The sequence below is a fragment of the Duganella sp. P38 genome (genome assembly GCF_050859475.1).
Lineage (GTDB): Bacteria > Pseudomonadota > Gammaproteobacteria > Burkholderiales > Burkholderiaceae_D > Rugamonas.
In genome coordinates, this window is record NZ_CP193936.1 from 2,365,674 (window position 1) to 2,381,320 (window position 15,647).

Below are 15,647 nucleotides of genomic sequence, written 5' to 3' on the forward strand. Positions count from 1 at the left end.
CGGGAATCCATGCTGAAGCAGCACGCCAGCGTTCCTTGGATTCCCGCCTGCGCGGGAATGACAGGGGTGGGGAGACGCAGGCTGCGAAGACGATGGTTGGACGCGTTTATAGACTGGATGACAGCGCAGGTTGCAGCCATCCGGCCGTAAGCGCCGTCAGCGCCACCACCAGCCACGGCGGCCACTTGCCGGCCACCAGCAGCAGGAAGGCGGCCAGCGCCAGTACGACGTCGCCGCCGTCCAGAATCGCGCTGGTCCACACCGGGTGGTAGAACGCCGCCAGCAGCAGCCCGACCACCGCCGCGTTCACGCCCAGCAGCGCGTGCCGCACGCCGGTGTGACGGCGCACGCTGTCCCAGAACGGCAGCGCACCCATCACCAGCAACAACGCCGGCAGGAAGATGGCGCCAAGCGCGATGGCCGCGCCGGTCCAGCCGGACGGCGACTGCGTCGAGATCGCGCCCAGGTAGGCGGCAAAGGTTGAAAGCGGCCCCGGCACCGCCTGCGCCGCGCCGTAGCCGGCCAGGAAGGCGTCGTTGGAGACCCAGCCGGCCGGCACCACCTGCGATTGCAGCAGCGGCAGGATGACGTGGCCACCGCCGAACACCAACGCGCCGGCGCGGTAGAAGCCGGCGAACAGCCTGACCGCGTAACTGTCGCTGCCGGCCGCCAGCATCGGCAGCCCCGCGAGCAGCAGCAGGAACAGCGCCAGCAGGCAGGCGCCGGCGCGGCGGCTGATGCGCACCGGCAGCGAGGGGGCGGGCAGGGCAGGCGTCGCCCGCAGGCATGTCCAGCCGATCGCGCCGCCAAGCACAATCGCGCCGATCTGCCCGCTCGCCGACGGCAGCAGCGTCGCCACGAGGGCGGCGGCGATGGCCAGCGCGGCCCGTGGCAGATCCGGCGTCAGCGTCCTGCCCATGCCCCATAGCGCCTGCGCCACCACCGCAACGGCCACGACCTTGAGGCCGTGCAGCCAGCCGCTGTCGAGCTGCGCGCCGGCATGCGAAACGCCCAGCGCGAACAACACCAGCAGGATCGCCGAGGGCAGGGTGAAGCCAAGGAAGGCGGCCAGTGCGCCGGGCAGGCCGCCACGCAGCAGGCCGATGCCGGCGCCGACCTGGCTGCTGGCCGGGCCGGGCAGGAACTGGCACAGCGCCACCAGGTCGGCGTAGGCGTGTTCGTCCAGCCAGGCGCGCCGGCGGACGAACTCTTCGCGAAAATATCCGAGGTGGGCGACCGGGCCGCCGAACGAGGTCAGCCCGAGCCGCAGGAACACCAGGAAGATTTCCGCAGAGTTATTCAGCCGAGCGCTCCAGCAGCACAGGAATGGACTTGGAGGTTGGCGTGCCGGCGCCGTCGGCGGTGCTGTGCAGCGGCACCAGGCCGTTGGTTTCCAGGAAAGTAGGCGCCAAGGCAGCCGCGCGGGATGTCGTACTCGACCAGCAGGAAACGCTCGGCGCGGCGGCTGACGTCGTCCTCCCACACGCTGATGATGTTGACGTGCTCGCCGTTCTTCAGGCCCAGCAGGGCCAGGTCGTCCTTGTTGATGAACAGCACGCGGCGCAGGCCGAACACGCCGCGATAGCGGTCGTCCAGGCCGTAGATGGTGGTGTTGTACTGGTCGTGCGAGCGGGCCGTCATCAAGGTCATCAGCCGTTCGCCGTATTTGGCGCGGGCGCGGTGGATCGGCGTGTCGAGGTCGACCGCGTGCGGCACGAACTGGGCGCGGCCGCTCGGCGTGCGCCATTCGCGCTCGCGCGACGCCACCCGCAGGTGGAAGCCGCCCGGATGGGCGACGCGGGCGTTGAAGTCGTGGAAGTCGTCGAATACTTTCTCGATCAGCTCGCGGATCTCGGCATAGTTGGCGCCCAGCCCCAGCCAGTCGACTTTCCCGCTGCCCAGCGTGGCGTGCGCCAGCCGGGCGACGATCATGGTTTCGGACAGCAGCTTGTCCGAGGCCGGCTTGTTCATGCCGTAGGACAGGTGAACCATGCTCATCGAATCTTCCACCGTGACGCCCTGCGGCACGCCGTTTTGCAGGTCGACCTCGGTGCGGCCCAGCGTCGGCAGGATCAGCGCCTGCTTGCCCATGATCAGGTGGCTGCGATTGAGCTTGGTTGCCACGTGCACCGTCAGGTCGCAGTTTTGCAGCGCGCGGAAGGTCAGCGGCGTGTCCGGCGTGGCCATGGCGAAGTTGCCGCCCATGGCGAAGAACACCTTGACGCGGCCGTCCAGCATGGCCTGGATGCTGTCCACCGTGTCGAGACCGTGCGCGCGCGGCGGCTCGAAGTCGAAGACTTGCTGCATGCGGTCGAGGAAGGCCTTGCTCGGCTTTTCCTCGATGCCCATGGTGCGGTCGCCCTGCACATTGGAGTGGCCGCGCACCGGGCACAGGCCGGCGCCCTTGCGGCCGATCTGGCCGCGCATCATCATCAGGTTGGACAGCATCTGGATCGTCTTCAGCGCGTTCTTGTGCTGGGTCAGGCCCATGCCCCAGGTGCTGATGACGTTTTTGCCGCGGATGAAGATGCCGGTCAGCAGGTCGATCTGCAGCTTCGGCACGCCCGACTCGTCCAGCAGCACGTCCCAGCTTTCGGCGCGCAGGTCTTGCTCGAAGGCCTCGAAGCCGGTGGTGTGGCGGGCGATGAACTCGCGGTCCAGCACGCCGGGCTGGCCGCTGGCCAGCGCCTCGTCGTCGCGTTCGACCAGACGCTTGGCCATGGCCTTGATCAGCGCAAAGTCGCCGGCCAGCTTGGGCTGCACGAACATATTGCTGATATTGGTGGTCGAACCGGTCAGCATCTCCAGCGCGTGCGCCGGGCTGGTGAAGCGCTCCAGGCCGCGCTCGCGCAGCGGGTTGATCGAGACGATCGCCGCGCCGCGGCGGGCGCAGTCGCGCAGCTCGTTCATCATGCGCGGGTGGTTGGTGGCCGGGTTCTGGCCGAAGATCAGCAGCGTGTCGGCGTGCTCGAAGTCTTCCAGCGTCACCGTGCCCTTGCCGATGCCGACGGTGCCGGGCAGGCCGCGGCTGGTCGGCTCGTGGCACATATTCGAGCAGTCCGGGAAGTTGTTGGTGCCGTACATGCGCACGAACAGCTGGAACAGGAAGGCCGCCTCGTTGCCGGTGCGGCCCGAGGTGTAAAAGGTGGCCTGGTCGGGGTCGGGCAGCGCCTTCAGGTGGCGCGCCATCAGCGCGAACGCGTCGTCCCAGGCGATCGGCAGGTATTTGTCGCTGGCGGCGTCATACACCATGGGATCGGTCAGGCGGCCGTGCTGTTCCAGCTCGTAATCGGACTGTTGCAGCAGGCTGGTGACGGTGTGGGCGGCGAAGAATTCCGGCCGCACGCGCTTGCTGGTGGCCTCGGCCGCCACCGCCTTGACGCCGTTTTCGCAGAATTCAAAGGTGGACGCGTGCTCGCGGTCCGGCCAGGCGCAGCCGGGACAGTCGAAACCGTCCGGCTGGTTTTGTTTCAGCAGGGTTTTGTAATTGCCGCCCGCGACTTTTTCGCGGACGAGATTGATGGCGACCTGTTTCAGCGCGCCCCAGCCGCCGCTGGGGTGGTTGTAGGTTGCAATGTGGCCGTCGGGCTGTTTGTTCATGTTGCGTTCCGGTACTATTTGATACGAGTATATTGTATTTCCCAGAAAGAGCGTAAACCATGGACGAGGAGGTGATGGCGGCGTTGGCCGGGGTGCTGGCGGCGCTGTGGCGCATCGACGCCGAATGGCCGGACAAACCGTGCTCGCTGGCCAAGCTGAGCAAGCAGGCGCAGCGGCCGATGAGCGTGCTGCGCCGCCAGCTGACGATGCTGGAGGAGGCCGGCCTGGTGACGCTGGCGCTGGACGACGGCGGCGTCAGCGGCAACGTTGCGCTGAGCGCGGCCGGGCGGCAGATGGCCGCTGAACTATGGGGCTGACGGATTTTTCTACGGCTGAGTGAACTGAGCGGGGCGCTGGCAGTCTAACCAGTTTAGACCAAGCGGGCCGCGCCATGACACCTCCCTTGACCAATGTACTCGCCCCCGGCCTGGCGCCGGAGCTGCTGCTCAAGCAGATCTACCTGAATGTGCGCGACTTCGCCATCTTCACCATCGACCGCGACAGCCTGGTGACCAGCTGGAACCTCGGCGCCGAGCTGATCTTCGGCTACGCGCCGGCCGAAATCATCGGCAGGAGCATGGGCCAGCTGTTTACCGTGAGCGACCAGGCCGAGGGCGAGCACTGGCTGGAAATGGAGCAGGCGGCGCGCTGGGAGCGCGCGGCCGACTACCGCTGGCATCTGCGCAAGGACCAGTCGGTGTTCTGGGCCGACGGCGTGCTGACGCCGCTTCCGGCCGACGGCAATGGCGGCGAGACGGTCGGCTACCTGAAAATCCTGCGCGACATCACCGAGCGCAAGCTGGCGCAGGACGAAATCCGCCGCCTGGCCACGATCGACGTGCTGACCGGGCTGGCCAACCGCGCCGCCTTCGACACGCGCCGCTCCGAGATGGTGTCGCTGGCCGAGCGCAGCGGCCAACTGCTGTTGCTGCTGATGATAGACCTCGACCAGTTCAAGGACGTCAACGACCTGCTCGGCCACCAGGCCGGCGACCAGCTGCTGCAACTGGCGGCGCAGCGCATCCGCGCCGCCAGCCGCGAGAGCGACTACATCGCCCGCCTCGGCGGCGACGAGTTCGCGCTGCTGCAATTGCACGCGCCGTCGCCGGCCAGCGGCGGCATGCTGGCGGAAAAGCTGTTGTCCGAGCTGGCGCAGCCGTTCACGATCGGCGGCCGCGAGGTCCGCATCAGCGCCAGCATCGGCATTGCCGTCTGCCCGGTCGACGCCAGCTCGCCGGACGGCCTGCTGAAAAAGCCGACCTGGCGCTGTACCACGCCAAGAATCGCGGCCGCAACCGCTACCACTATTACACCGAGGCGCTGGACGAGGTGGCGCACCGCAAGAACGCCGACCACAATGAGCTGCGGCGCGTGCTGCGCAATGGCAGCTACTGGCTCGAGTATCAGCCCATCCTGACCGCCGACGGCGATACCATCGCCATGGAGGCGCTGCTGCGGCTGCCGGACTTCCTCGGCGCCCAGCCGATCGGATACGTGATCGGCCTGGCGGGCGAACTGGGCGCGCTGCCGGAGCTGGGCAAGGGCGTGATCCGGCGCGCCTGCGCGCAGTTGCGCTACTGGATGGACGCCGGCATCAGCGGCGTGCGCATCTGCGTCAACACCTGCGCCAAGGAATTGCTGGACGACGGCTACCTGGCGCAGATGGAGCGCGTACTGGTCGAGTTCGGCCTGTCGGCGGGGGATGTCGAGATCGAGCTGACCGAGCGCGACGCCATCGAACTCGAACGCAGCGGCAGCAATGTCATCGAGCAGTTGCGGGCGCGCGGCTTCATGGTTTCGCTGGACGACTTCGGCACCGGCTACTCGTCGCTGAGTTACCTGCGCGCGCTGCCGGTCACCACCATCAAGCTCGACAAGAGTTTTTTGCGCGGCGTGCCGGCCAACGGCGACGCCAACGCGGTGGTGCGGATGGTGATCCAGCTGGCGCACGACCTGCGGCTGAACGTCATTGCGGAAGGCGTGGAGAGCGTCGAGCAGGCGAGCTTTCTCGGCAGCGCGGGCTGCGGCGCTTTTCAGGGCTTTCTGTACACGCCGGCGCTGGCGGTGGACGAGGCTACCGCGCGGCTGCGCGGGCATCAGTCCGGTTCAGGCCTCACACCAGCTTGAGGTCGCGGCCGCTGGTGCCGAAGATCGACGCCACCTGGCCGGCGTTGAGGCCGTACATGCGCGCGAGCAGGCCGCCGAACATGGCGCGGTACTCGTTGAGCACCGGATAGTCGCGGTTCTGGAACAGCGTCGGCTGCTCCAGGCGCTGCTGTTCGCCCAGCACCTTGCCGCCGTTGACGCCGCCGCCCAGCACCCAATACACGCTGCCGTGGCCGTGGTCGGTGCCGCGGTTGCCGTTTTCGCGGAAAGTGCGGCCGAATTCGCTGAGCACCACCACCACCGTGTCATCCCAGTCCGGCCCCATCTCCTGCGCGAAGCCGGCCAGGCCGCGTCCCAGCTCTTCCAGCCGGCTGGCCAGATAGCCGCTGCGGTTGCCCTGGCTGACGTGGGTGTCCCAGCCGCCGACGTCGACAAAGCCGATGTGGTATTTGTCGCGCATCAGCCGGGCGATGCGGCGCGCCTCCAGCTCGAAGCCCTTGGCGGTGACGGCGTTGCGGTTGGCCGCCGTCATCTCGCCGATCACCTCCTTCATCACATCGTCGCGCACGATGAAGCCCTCGCGCACCGGCTGCGCCAGCGCCGTGCCCTGGTACATGGCGGCGATGATTGCGGCCTGGCGCGCGTCGACCGCCGGCTTGCTGACGTTGCGCAGCGCGCTGTTGGGCACTTGCAGCTGGCCGCGCAGGATCAGCGGCAGCTGGTCGGTGAACGAGATGGCGCTGGCGCGGTCGGCGCCGAGCGTGGCGGCCAGGCGATTGAGGAAGCCGGAACGGTAGTCGCGGCGCCGGTCCGGCGCCTGGCCCATTTCGATGCTGTCCTGCGTTTCGAAGTGGCTGCGCGACAAATCGTCGGTGCCGGCGAACGGTACAAAGGCGGCCTGGCCGGCACTGAACAGCGGGTGGATGGTGCCGGCCAGCGCCGGGTGCAGGCCCCAGTCGGCGTCGAGCGGCAGCACGTCCGCCCTGGCGATGGCGATGTTGGGCCGCGCCTCATAGTAGTACTGGCTGGCGATCGGCACCAGCAGGCTGGTGGCGTCGTAGCCGCCGCGCAGGAAGACGAACAGCAGGCGCGTGTTGCTGGCGGCGGGTGCGGCCCACAACTGGCCGGCCAGCGCGGCGCCCGGCATGGCGGCCAGCGTTTTGAGCAGGGTACGGCGTTTCATCATGCTTCTCCTAGCGGTGCATCAGTTCCGGCGACGACAGCAGCAGCGTGTTCCATTCGCGCGCCGAGGCCGCCTGCTGCAAGGCCTGACGCGTGGCCGGCGCCAGCGTCGCCTGCAGCGCCTGTTCGTACAGCGCGTTGTTCAGTTGCGGCGGGGGCGGCTTGTCGGTCGGCGCTTGCGGTGGCGCGCCGTCGGCCCTGAACAAGTCCCCGGCGCCGTGGCCGATGGCGCGGGCGATGTCGAAGCGCGTCGTCATCTGGCCCGGACTGGCCCAGTCGGACTGGGTGAGCGGGTAGCCGTCCGGCGTCTGGCGGCCGTACAGCGGTTCGGCCATGCGGTTGAGCCAGCCGATCATCGGGCCGGTGTTGAGGATCACGCGCTCATCGTAGCTGAGGCGCACGGCCGACACCACGTAGTGCATCGGGTCCTTGAATTTCCTGCCCAGCGATTGCGTGAACTCGGGCGCGGTGAACAGCACGCGCAGCACGGCGGCAATGTCGCCGTCGCTGGCGAGGAAGCGCTGCGCCATGCGTGCGACCAGTTGCGGCGGCGGTTGGTCGGCCACGAAATAGACCGCCAGCTTGCGGCTGATGTAGCGGGCGGTGGCCGGGTTGCAGCTGAGGCGGTCCAGCGCTTCGTCGACCTCGGCCAGACCGCGCCCCTTGACTGGCTGGCCGAGGAATAGCTTGTCGCCGTAGTCGTGGCGGTTCGGGTTGAATTCGAACAGGCCTTTGCGCACATATTGGTCCAGGCGGTCCTTGCGCACGTTCGGCGTCTTGTCGGTCAGGTTGACGCCGACGCCGGTGAGGATGCGCGCCAGCTGCTGCACGTCGTTCTGCGTGTAGCCGCCGTCCACGCCCAGCGTGTGCAGCTCCATGATCTCGCGTGCGTAGTTTTCGTTGATGCGGTTGGCGGCGTTCTGTTCGTTGTCCAGATAACGAATCATTGCCGGATGATAGAGCGTTGCCGCCAACAGGTCGCGGAACCTGCCTAGCGCGTGCGGGCGGATGGCCTGTTCTTCATAGTCGCCGACCAGCACGCGCAGGTTGCTTTTGGCTTGATGCACGTTGAAGTGGTTCATCCAGAACCATGTCATCTGCTCCTGCAACTGGTTGGGCGAGTACAGGTCGCGCAGCAGCGAGCGGGTGGCGGCTTCCTTCGCCAGCCGGTTCGCCTCCAGCTGGTAAGCGCGCTGTGCCGCCTTTTTGGCTTCGTCGTCGGGCAGCGTCTTGTCGTAGTCCAGGCGCAGGCTTTCCGTATCCTGCACCAGTTGCTTCAGGCTTTTCCGCGCGATGGTCATGGCGTCGATCTGTGCCTGCGCGGCGGCCGGCAGCACGGCCGGGCCCGGATGCAGCTGCTGTTCCAGCCAGGCGTGGTAGCCGATCTTTTCGGCCTGCCGATAGGTGCTGCCGCTGACGCCCCAGCTGATGCGATTGAGCGCGCCGGCAAGCGCCACCGGATCGGCGGGGGCCGGGGCCGTGGGCGTGTTGGCCGCGCAGCCCGCGAGCGACAGCAGGGCGGCCAGAAGCAAAGTCTTGGTACGCATGAGACGAGGATAAGCCAATCGGCCGCATGTCGCGTGAACCGGATGTGAATAGTGTAAGCAAATGTACGATGGCGCATGACGGCCGTGCGCGCGGCTCACCGGCGACGTGTGCATCGCGGCGGACAATCGAGCAATAGAAATACGGGAAAAGCTGGGTAAAACGGAAGACCTGGTAAAACAGCTTTCAGCGGGGTTTGGGCTGATCGCTATGGCGCTTAGGGGGCGCCGGATACCGCATGCCGGCGCCTGGCATGGCATGAACAACTACAAGGTTCAATGCATGGACGCGGTGGACAGATCTTTCAGCTCGCGAATGCTGATGTCTGATTTTTCATGCATACGCAGCAGGATGGTCGCACCAACTGCCAACTTACGGTGACGAATCTTGCTGATAATCGGGGGCTGAACTTCCAACACCCGACACAACTCTGCATCGTTCTTCAAGTTCATCTTTTCGATCAAAGTATCAAGAAGCTTGTTCGGGACAAAACTGGAAGGTTCCAGTGCCCGAGCGCGATTCATGGCTTCGATCAGCTCCAGCTTCTTTTGACGGACGTTCATGGTGCTCCTCCTTTGCTCTAAACGTTAAAAAGAACTACGTTCCCGGCAAGGCTAGCGCCCACACTCTTTCTGGTCTGAATGTGGTACGCGACTCAACATTCTTGATAACCATGCAAGTTAACTTAAATAATACTACGCCTGACGGAAAAGTGCAGGGTTTGCTAAATAAATTATGTTAGTTATTGCGCAAACGGGTTGACTGATGTTGTTTCTTTCAAGCCGTTTGATGCAAGTTGTAGAATTTTATCTGTCTTTTCTGCCGCATGTTGCGAGTGTGTCACCATGATCGCGCAGGCGCCGGTGGCCTTGATTTCACGTTGCAGCAGGGTGAGGACGGCGTCGGCCGTATCCGGATCGAGATTGCCGGTCGGCTCGTCGGCCAGCACCAGCGCCGGGCGGTGCACCAGCGCGCGGGCGATTGCCACACGTTGCATCTGGCCGCCGGAAATTTGATGGGGAAATCGTGCTCGCGGCCGGCCAGGCCGACCGCAGCCAGCATCTCGGCCGCGCGCTGCGTCGGCAGGCCGTTCAACAGCAGCGGCAGCGCCACGTTCTGCAACAAGGTCAGGTGCGGCAGCACGTGGAACGCTTGAAAGATGAAACCCATGCGCGCGCGCCGCAGCCTGGTCGCCGCGTCGTCGTCCAGGCCGGACATGGCGATGCCGTCGACCAGTATCGGCGCCTGCTCGCTGGCGTCGGGCGTATCGAGGCCGGCGATCAGGTTAAGCAGCGTCGATTTGCCGACGCCGGAATCGCCCATGATGGAGACGAATTCGCCCGCCTTGAAACTCCACGTGAGCCGGTCCAGCACCGGACGGCCATTGTAGGATTTGGAAAGCTGGCGAAGTTCGAGCATGGCGAGGTTGGGCTGAATTATCTTGTGAGCGCGCGCCGCATGGCAAAGCTGACGCCATCGACCAGCGCCACCAGCAACAGCATGGCGAGGATGACGGTGGCGGCCAGCGGCATCTGGAACAGCGACAGGTGATATTTAAGCATCTGTCCCAAACCGCCGGCGCCCACTACTCCCAGGATGGCGGCGGCGCGGATATTGTTCTCCCAGCGGTACAGTGTGTACGACATCATCTGCGGCAACGTTTGCGGCAGCGTGGCATAGAAGAAGGCCGCCGTGGCGCTGGCGCCGTTGGTGCGCAGGCTTTGCTCGGGCAGCGGCGCGGCGTTTTCCAGCGAGTCGGCGAACAGGCGTCCCAGCACGCCGGCCGTATGCGCGGCCAGCGCCAGCGTGCCGCCCAGCGGGCCAAGGCCGGCGGCGATCAGCATGATCGACGCCCACACCAGTTCCGGGATCGAGCGCAGCACGTTGAGTACAGCGCGCATGGCGGCGCGCGGGCCGGCACCAAAGCGGCCCGACGCCGGCAGCGAGAAGGCCAGGCCGAAGACCACCGCCAGCAGCGTGCCCAGGCCGGACATGGCCAGCGTTTCAACCGCGGCCCAGAAGGTCCTGGCGAGGAAAGGCAGGCCGGTCTCCGGCGGCGTGAAGCCGGCCAGCAGCTCCATGGTGCTGTTGACCGCTTCGACGGTGAAGAACTCGCGCCACTTCAGCGGCAGCGTGGCGAAGCTGGCAACCACCAGCACCGCCACCAGCAGCATCAGGATGCGGACGGTCCAGTCGCGCGGCGGTGGCTTGGGCAGGTTCGGATTCATCCCAGCCTCCGGCGCAGCACTTTGGAGAACTGGTCGGCCAGGGCCACCAGCAGCACGAACACCAGCAGCATCGAAGAGACTTCGGCGCCGGCCAGCATTTTCATCGATTCATCCATGCGTTGCCCCAGACCGCCGGCGCCGACGAAGCCCATCACGACCGAGCCGCGGATCGCGCACTCCCAGCGGTAGACGGTGTACGACATCAGCTCGGACGCCGCTTCCGGCAGGGCGCCGTACAGCAGCGCGCTGAGGCGCCCCGCGCCATTGGCCAGCAGCGTGTTGCTGGCGTGGGCGTCGGAGGATTCGAGGATTTCGGCGTAGACCTTGCCCAGCATGCCGCAGTAGGTGAGGGCGATGGCCAGCACGCCGGCGGTCGGGCCAAGGCCGATGATGCGCACGAACAGCAGCGCCCAGACCAGCTCCGGCACCGAGCGCAGGATCACCAGCAGCCAGCGCACGCACTGGCGCACGGCCAGGGCGACCGGGCGCATGCGGCCGGTGCCGAGCGCGGAAATCGACAGCCGCTCGTTGATGATCAGCGTGGCCGGGATCGCGCCCAGCAGCGCGAGCGCCAGGCCGGCGGTGGCGATGGCGATGGTGTTCCAGCTTTCGCGCAGCAGCATGTGCAGGAACTCGGCGTCGTGCGCGGGCACCAGGAAATCGGCGAGAAAGCGGCCGGTGGCGCTCAGGCTCTGTTCATCGAACAGTATCCACGGCTTGAATTCGGTGACCACCAGCGTCGGCCACAGCACCAGCAGCGCCACGATGATGATGACGATGCGCCCGCGCAGCGCTGGGTCGCGGCGGCTGGCGGGGGCGTGCCAGGGCCGCCGCCGCCCGCCGGGCCGCCCGCGCCGCGGGACGGATCGCTTGCGCCGTGGGCCGGGGCGCCCGTGCTGCGGGCGCTGCGGGCGTCGGTCGCTCCGTGGGCGCCGGCCGGCGTGTCAAACGCGGCGGCCATCACAGGCAAGCGCCTACGCCAGGTCTGACCGCCATTGGGTCGTCGCCTTGCGGCGGCGCGCTGCCGGCGGGCTGCTCGCCCTGATACAGCGCGGCGATCATGTGCGACGTAACCTGCGCGCGCGGCAGATCGAACGCCACGCGGCCGTCGCGCAGCGCGACGATGCGCGGAAAGTGGTCCAGCGCCAGGTCCACCTGGTGCAGGCTGCAAATCAAGGTGGCGTTGCGGGTCCGGGCCTCCTCGCGCAAGGTGGCCAGGGTCAGTTCGGACAACGCCGGATCGAGCGCCGACAGCGGCTCGTCCACCAGCAGCGCCCTGGCCGGCGACAGCAGCAAGCGCGCCAGGCCGCAGCGTTGGCGCTCGCCGCCGGACAGCCGGTCAACGCGCGAATACAGCTTGTCGCCCAGATTAAAGCGCGACAATGCCTGCCACGCCGCTTCCGGATCTTCCGGTTTGAACAAGGAGGCAAGCGCGCGCCACACGCTCCATTGCGGCAGGCGCGCCGCCAGCACCGCCGTCACCACGCGCTGGCGCGGCGGCAGCGGCGGCGTTTGCGGCGCCAGGAACAATTGCGCGCGCAGGCGGTGGCGGGCCGCCTCGCCGAGCGACCACGGATCGGCGTCGAAGGCCCGGAAGCTGCCTTCGGACGGTTTATGGGACAGGGACAGCGTCGCCAGCAAAGTGGTTTTGCCGGCGCCGGAAGGGCCGATCAGGGCCAGTTGCTCGCCCTGTTCAATCGTCAGGTTGATGCCTTGCAGCGCGGGAGTTGAACGCCCGCCGGGATGGCGGACGGTCAGGTCTTGCAGTTGATACGTCGGCATGTAGTTACTTCAGCAGGCCCGCGTTCTTGGCCGCCGCTTCGATGTTCTTGTAGTTATCCACCTTGGTCGGGATGAACTTGGACGCGCGTTGCAGTTCCATGATCGCCTTGTCTTCAGGCTTGCTGGCGTCCAGCGCCAGGAAGGCGTCGGTCAGCTTCTTCTTCAGGCCCGCGTTCATATCGGTGCGCACCGACCAGTTGTAATCGTAATAGCCAGGGGTGGTGTAGAACACGCGCACCACGTTAGGATCGACCTTCTTCGACTCGACCAGCTTCTCCCAGACCGAGATATTCAGCGCGCCGGCATCGACCTTGCCGCCTGCAACGGCGGCCACGGTGGCGTCATGCGCGCCGGAGAAGGCGATGCGTTTCAGGTCGGTGTCCGGATTGATCTTCGCGGCCAGCAGGTAGTAGCGCGGCATCAGGTGGCCCGAGGTCGAGGACTCGGAGCCGAAGCTCAGGGTCTTGCCTTTCAGGTCATTCAGGCTGTTGATGCTCTTGTTGGTGGTGACGAACACCGAGCGGAACTTCTCGTCCTCGGCGCGCTGTACCAGCGGCGTGATGGCGCCCTTGCTGCGCTCATTGGCCTGCACGAAGGTGAAGCCGCCGAACCAGACCATGTCCACCTTCTTGTTAATCAGGGCTTCCACCGACGCCGCGTAATCGGTCACCGGCGTGAACTCCACCTTCATGCCGATCTTCTTCTCCAGGTACTCGCCCAGCGGCTTGAACTTGCGCTGCAATTCGGTCGGCGCCTCGTCCGGAATCGCCGAAACGCGGAAGACGTGATCGGCCGATTGCGCCTGCGACCAGGAGGCGGCCAGCAGCATGCCGGCGGCGAACAGGGATTTGAGGGTGAATTTCATGGTGGTTTGCCCTTTTATGTGAATAGTCGCACAGAACTTTTGGTACGGCGCTACAAAATGGAGATTCGGCTATCATAACAAAAATCATCCAAGCAGATGACCACCCAGAATAAAGGCAGAGCATTCCATGCAAGTGTCCCATGCCCCGGCGATTCGTGTTGTCTCGCCCCTCGCCAGCAACACGTCATCGCAGCGGCCAGCACATGGCAGTGCGGCGGTCATCAAGGAAATCAGCGAAGGCCTGATGGCGAAGTGCGCCCACACCTCGCCCAAATTCCTGTATGACAGCCTGGGTTCGAGGCTGTTCGAAGCAATCTGCGAGCTGCCCGAATATTATCCAACCCGCACCGAAGCCAGCATCTTCGGCGCATACGGCGCCGACATGGCGCACGCGATCGGCGACGGCGCCTCGCTGATCGACCTTGGCGCCGGCAACTGCGCCAAGGCGGCGTCGCTATTCCCGCTACTGAAGCCGGCGCAGTACGTGCCGGTCGACATCTCGCGCGATTTCCTGCTTGGCGCGGTGGCGCAATTGCAGCAGCGCTTCCCGCACATCGAAATGACGGCGCTGGGGCTGGACTTCTCCAGCGGCTTCGATCTGCCGGACAGTGTGCGCGCCGAGCGCCGCGTATTCTTCTATCCCGGCTCCTCGATCGGCAACTTCTCGCCGGAGCAGGCGGTAACGTTCCTGCGCGGCCTGCGCGCCAACGCCGGCAAGGACGGCGGGCTGCTGATCGGCGTGGACCTGATCAAGGACCACGCGGTGCTCAACGCCGCCTACGACGACGCGCTGGGCGTCACCGGCGCCTTCAACCTGAACATGCTGCGCCACCTGAATCACCTGATCGGCGCCGACTTCGACGTCGGCCAATGGAAGCACGTCGCCTTCTTCAACGCCGACAAAAGCCGCATCGAAATGCACCTCGAAGCGTGCTGCCCGCTGACGGTAACGTGGCGCGGCGGCGAGCGCGATTTCGCGCGCGGAGAACGCATCCACACGGAAGACAGCTACAAATACACGCGCCAGTCCTTCGTCGCGCTGCTGGAAAAGGCCGGCTTTGAAACCAGGCGCATGTGGACCGACAAGGATCACTGGTTCGCCGTGATCCACGCGCAGGCGAGTTAAGATGAATCTGGCCCACCGCTACCAGGCCGTCCGCAAGCACACGCTGGCGCTGGCCGAACCGCTGTCGGACGAAGACTGCGGCGCGCAATCGATGCCGGACGCCAGCCCGGTCAAATGGCACCTGGCGCACACCACCTGGTTCTTCGAAACCTTCATCCTCGAGCGCATGGAGCGCGACTTCGCGCCGTTTCACCCGGCGTTCCGCATCCTGTTCAACTCCTACTACAACGGCATCGGCGAAAAGCACCCGCGCGCGCAGCGCGGACTGCTGACGCGTCCCGGCATGGCGCAAGTGCGCGCCTACCGGGCCGACGTCGACGCCCGCGTCGCGCGCCTTCTGGAAAGCGCGCCCGGCGCGGAGCTGGACATGCTGCTCACGCTCGGCATGCAGCACGAGCAGCAGCACCAGGAGCTGATGCTCACCGACGTCAAACACCTGCTGGCGCAAAGCCTGCTGCGCCCGGCCTACATGGCGCTGCCGCTGCCGGCGGCCGCGATGGCGCCGCCGCTGGAATGGCTGCCGTTCGAAGGCGGCCTCACGGAAATCGGGCACGCCGGCCAAGACTTCAGCTTCGACAACGAACTACCGCGCCACAAGCAATACGTAGCGCCGTTCGCGCTGGCCTCGCGGCTGATAACGAATGGCGAATATCTGGGCTTCATCAACGCCGGCGGCTACGCCAACGCCGCGCTATGGCTGGCCGAGGGCTGGGACTGGGTGCGCACGCAAAACCTGCGCGCGCCGATCTACTGGTTCCAGGACGACCAAGGCGCATGGCAGGAATTCACGCTGCATGGCGCGCAGCCGCTGGACCTCAACCGGCCGGTCGCGCACATCTCGCTATACGAAGCGGACGCTTACGCCCACTGGGCCGGTGCGCGCCTGCCGACCGAATTCGAATGGGAATACGCCGCCGCGCAAGCGCCGGTCGACACCGGCTCGCTGCACCCGGCCGGCGCGGCGGGCGCCGGGCTGCGGCAAATGTACGGCCAATGCTGGCAATGGACCAGCAGCAGCTACGCGCCATATCCCGGCTTCGCGGCGGCGGACGGCGCGCTGGGCGAATACAACGGCAAGTTCATGCTCAACCAATACGTGCTACGCGGCTCCTCGTGCGCCACGCCGGAAGGCCACGCGCGCGCCAGCTACCGCAACTTCTTCCCCGCCGGCGCCCGCTGGCAATTCACCGGCATCCGCCTCGCCAAATAAAAT

13 protein-coding genes and 2 pseudogenes are annotated in these 15,647 nt (G+C 66.2%); 5 read left to right on the top strand and 10 right to left on the bottom strand.

The features are described from left to right. Positions 1-106 precede the first annotated feature (106 nt). Positions 107-1,324 carry a chromate efflux transporter gene (gene chrA / locus ACRQ5J_RS10950; RefSeq protein ID WP_432383631.1) on the bottom strand — a complete coding sequence of 406 codons (1,218 nt, stop codon included), beginning with the start codon at positions 1,322-1,324 and terminating at the stop codon, positions 107-109. Continuing rightward, positions 1,296-3,600 (bottom strand): annotated as a pseudogene (locus tag ACRQ5J_RS10955) (FdhF/YdeP family oxidoreductase). Before ACRQ5J_RS10955 ends, chrA begins: the two are co-directional and overlap by 29 nt. Positions 3,601-3,659: 59 nt before the next feature. Between ACRQ5J_RS10955 and ACRQ5J_RS10960 the strand changes: the two are divergent. The 3 genes from ACRQ5J_RS10960 to ACRQ5J_RS10970 all read left to right on the top strand — a co-directional run bounded on the left by ACRQ5J_RS10960 (position 3,660) and on the right by ACRQ5J_RS10970 (position 5,727). After that, positions 3,660-3,917, top strand: coding sequence for a helix-turn-helix domain-containing protein (locus ACRQ5J_RS10960; RefSeq protein WP_432383287.1), 258 nt, complete (start codon positions 3,660-3,662; stop codon positions 3,915-3,917). 74 nt (positions 3,918-3,991) lie between these two features. Further along, a complete protein-coding gene (locus ACRQ5J_RS10965; RefSeq protein ID WP_432383288.1) occupies positions 3,992-5,017 on the top strand; it encodes a diguanylate cyclase domain-containing protein in 1,026 nt (341 codons plus the stop codon). Further along, positions 4,930-5,727 carry an EAL domain-containing protein gene (locus ACRQ5J_RS10970; protein WP_432383290.1) on the top strand — a complete coding sequence of 266 codons (798 nt, stop codon included), beginning with the start codon at positions 4,930-4,932 and terminating at the stop codon, positions 5,725-5,727. The genes ACRQ5J_RS10965 and ACRQ5J_RS10970 overlap by 88 nt, the downstream gene beginning before the upstream one ends. Here ACRQ5J_RS10970 and ACRQ5J_RS10975 read toward each other — a convergent pair. From ACRQ5J_RS10975 to ACRQ5J_RS11010, 8 genes and pseudogenes are all read right to left on the bottom strand, one after another. After that, the gene (locus ACRQ5J_RS10975) at positions 5,714-6,889 is read right to left on the bottom strand and encodes a DUF1501 domain-containing protein (RefSeq protein WP_432383291.1); all 1,176 of its coding nucleotides are present in this window, start codon (positions 6,887-6,889) and stop codon (positions 5,714-5,716) included. The genes ACRQ5J_RS10970 and ACRQ5J_RS10975 overlap by 14 nt on opposite strands. 10 nt (positions 6,890-6,899) lie before the next feature. Continuing rightward, positions 6,900-8,435: a DUF1800 domain-containing protein gene (locus tag ACRQ5J_RS10980; protein ID WP_432383292.1), complete on the bottom strand. Its 1,536-nt coding sequence runs from the start codon at positions 8,433-8,435 to the stop codon at positions 6,900-6,902. Between the two features lie 273 nt (positions 8,436-8,708). Then, entirely contained in the window at positions 8,709-8,996 is a 288-nt protein-coding gene (locus ACRQ5J_RS10985; RefSeq protein ID WP_008447145.1) for a hypothetical protein, read from the bottom strand. A gap of 179 nt (positions 8,997-9,175) precedes the next feature. Further along, positions 9,176-9,852: pseudogene (locus ACRQ5J_RS10990) on the bottom strand (ABC transporter ATP-binding protein). Between the two features lie 17 nt (positions 9,853-9,869). Beyond that, positions 9,870-10,661 carry a phosphonate ABC transporter, permease protein PhnE gene (gene phnE, locus ACRQ5J_RS10995; protein WP_432383293.1) on the bottom strand — a complete coding sequence of 264 codons (792 nt, stop codon included), beginning with the start codon at positions 10,659-10,661 and terminating at the stop codon, positions 9,870-9,872. Beyond that, positions 10,658-11,425 carry a PhnE/PtxC family ABC transporter permease gene (locus ACRQ5J_RS11000; RefSeq protein ID WP_432383294.1) on the bottom strand — a complete coding sequence of 256 codons (768 nt, stop codon included), beginning with the start codon at positions 11,423-11,425 and terminating at the stop codon, positions 10,658-10,660. Before ACRQ5J_RS11000 ends, phnE begins: the two co-directional genes overlap by 4 nt. A gap of 196 nt (positions 11,426-11,621) precedes the next feature. Beyond that, positions 11,622-12,443: a phosphonate ABC transporter ATP-binding protein gene (locus tag ACRQ5J_RS11005; protein WP_432383295.1), complete on the bottom strand. Its 822-nt coding sequence runs from the start codon at positions 12,441-12,443 to the stop codon at positions 11,622-11,624. 4 nt (positions 12,444-12,447) lie between these two features. Next, positions 12,448-13,308 (bottom strand): putative selenate ABC transporter substrate-binding protein, encoded by an 861-nt coding sequence (locus tag ACRQ5J_RS11010; RefSeq protein ID WP_432383296.1) that lies wholly within the window; start codon positions 13,306-13,308, stop codon positions 12,448-12,450. A 127-nt stretch (positions 13,309-13,435) separates the two neighbouring features. Here ACRQ5J_RS11010 and egtD point away from each other — a divergent pair, with 127 nt between their 5' ends. Beyond that, the gene (gene egtD, locus ACRQ5J_RS11015) at positions 13,436-14,434 is read left to right on the top strand and encodes an L-histidine N(alpha)-methyltransferase (protein WP_432383297.1); all 999 of its coding nucleotides are present in this window, start codon (positions 13,436-13,438) and stop codon (positions 14,432-14,434) included. A gap of 1 nt (position 14,435) precedes the next feature. After that, positions 14,436-15,644 carry an ergothioneine biosynthesis protein EgtB gene (egtB, locus tag ACRQ5J_RS11020; protein ID WP_432383298.1) on the top strand — a complete coding sequence of 403 codons (1,209 nt, stop codon included), beginning with the start codon at positions 14,436-14,438 and terminating at the stop codon, positions 15,642-15,644. Positions 15,645-15,647 lie beyond the last annotated feature (3 nt).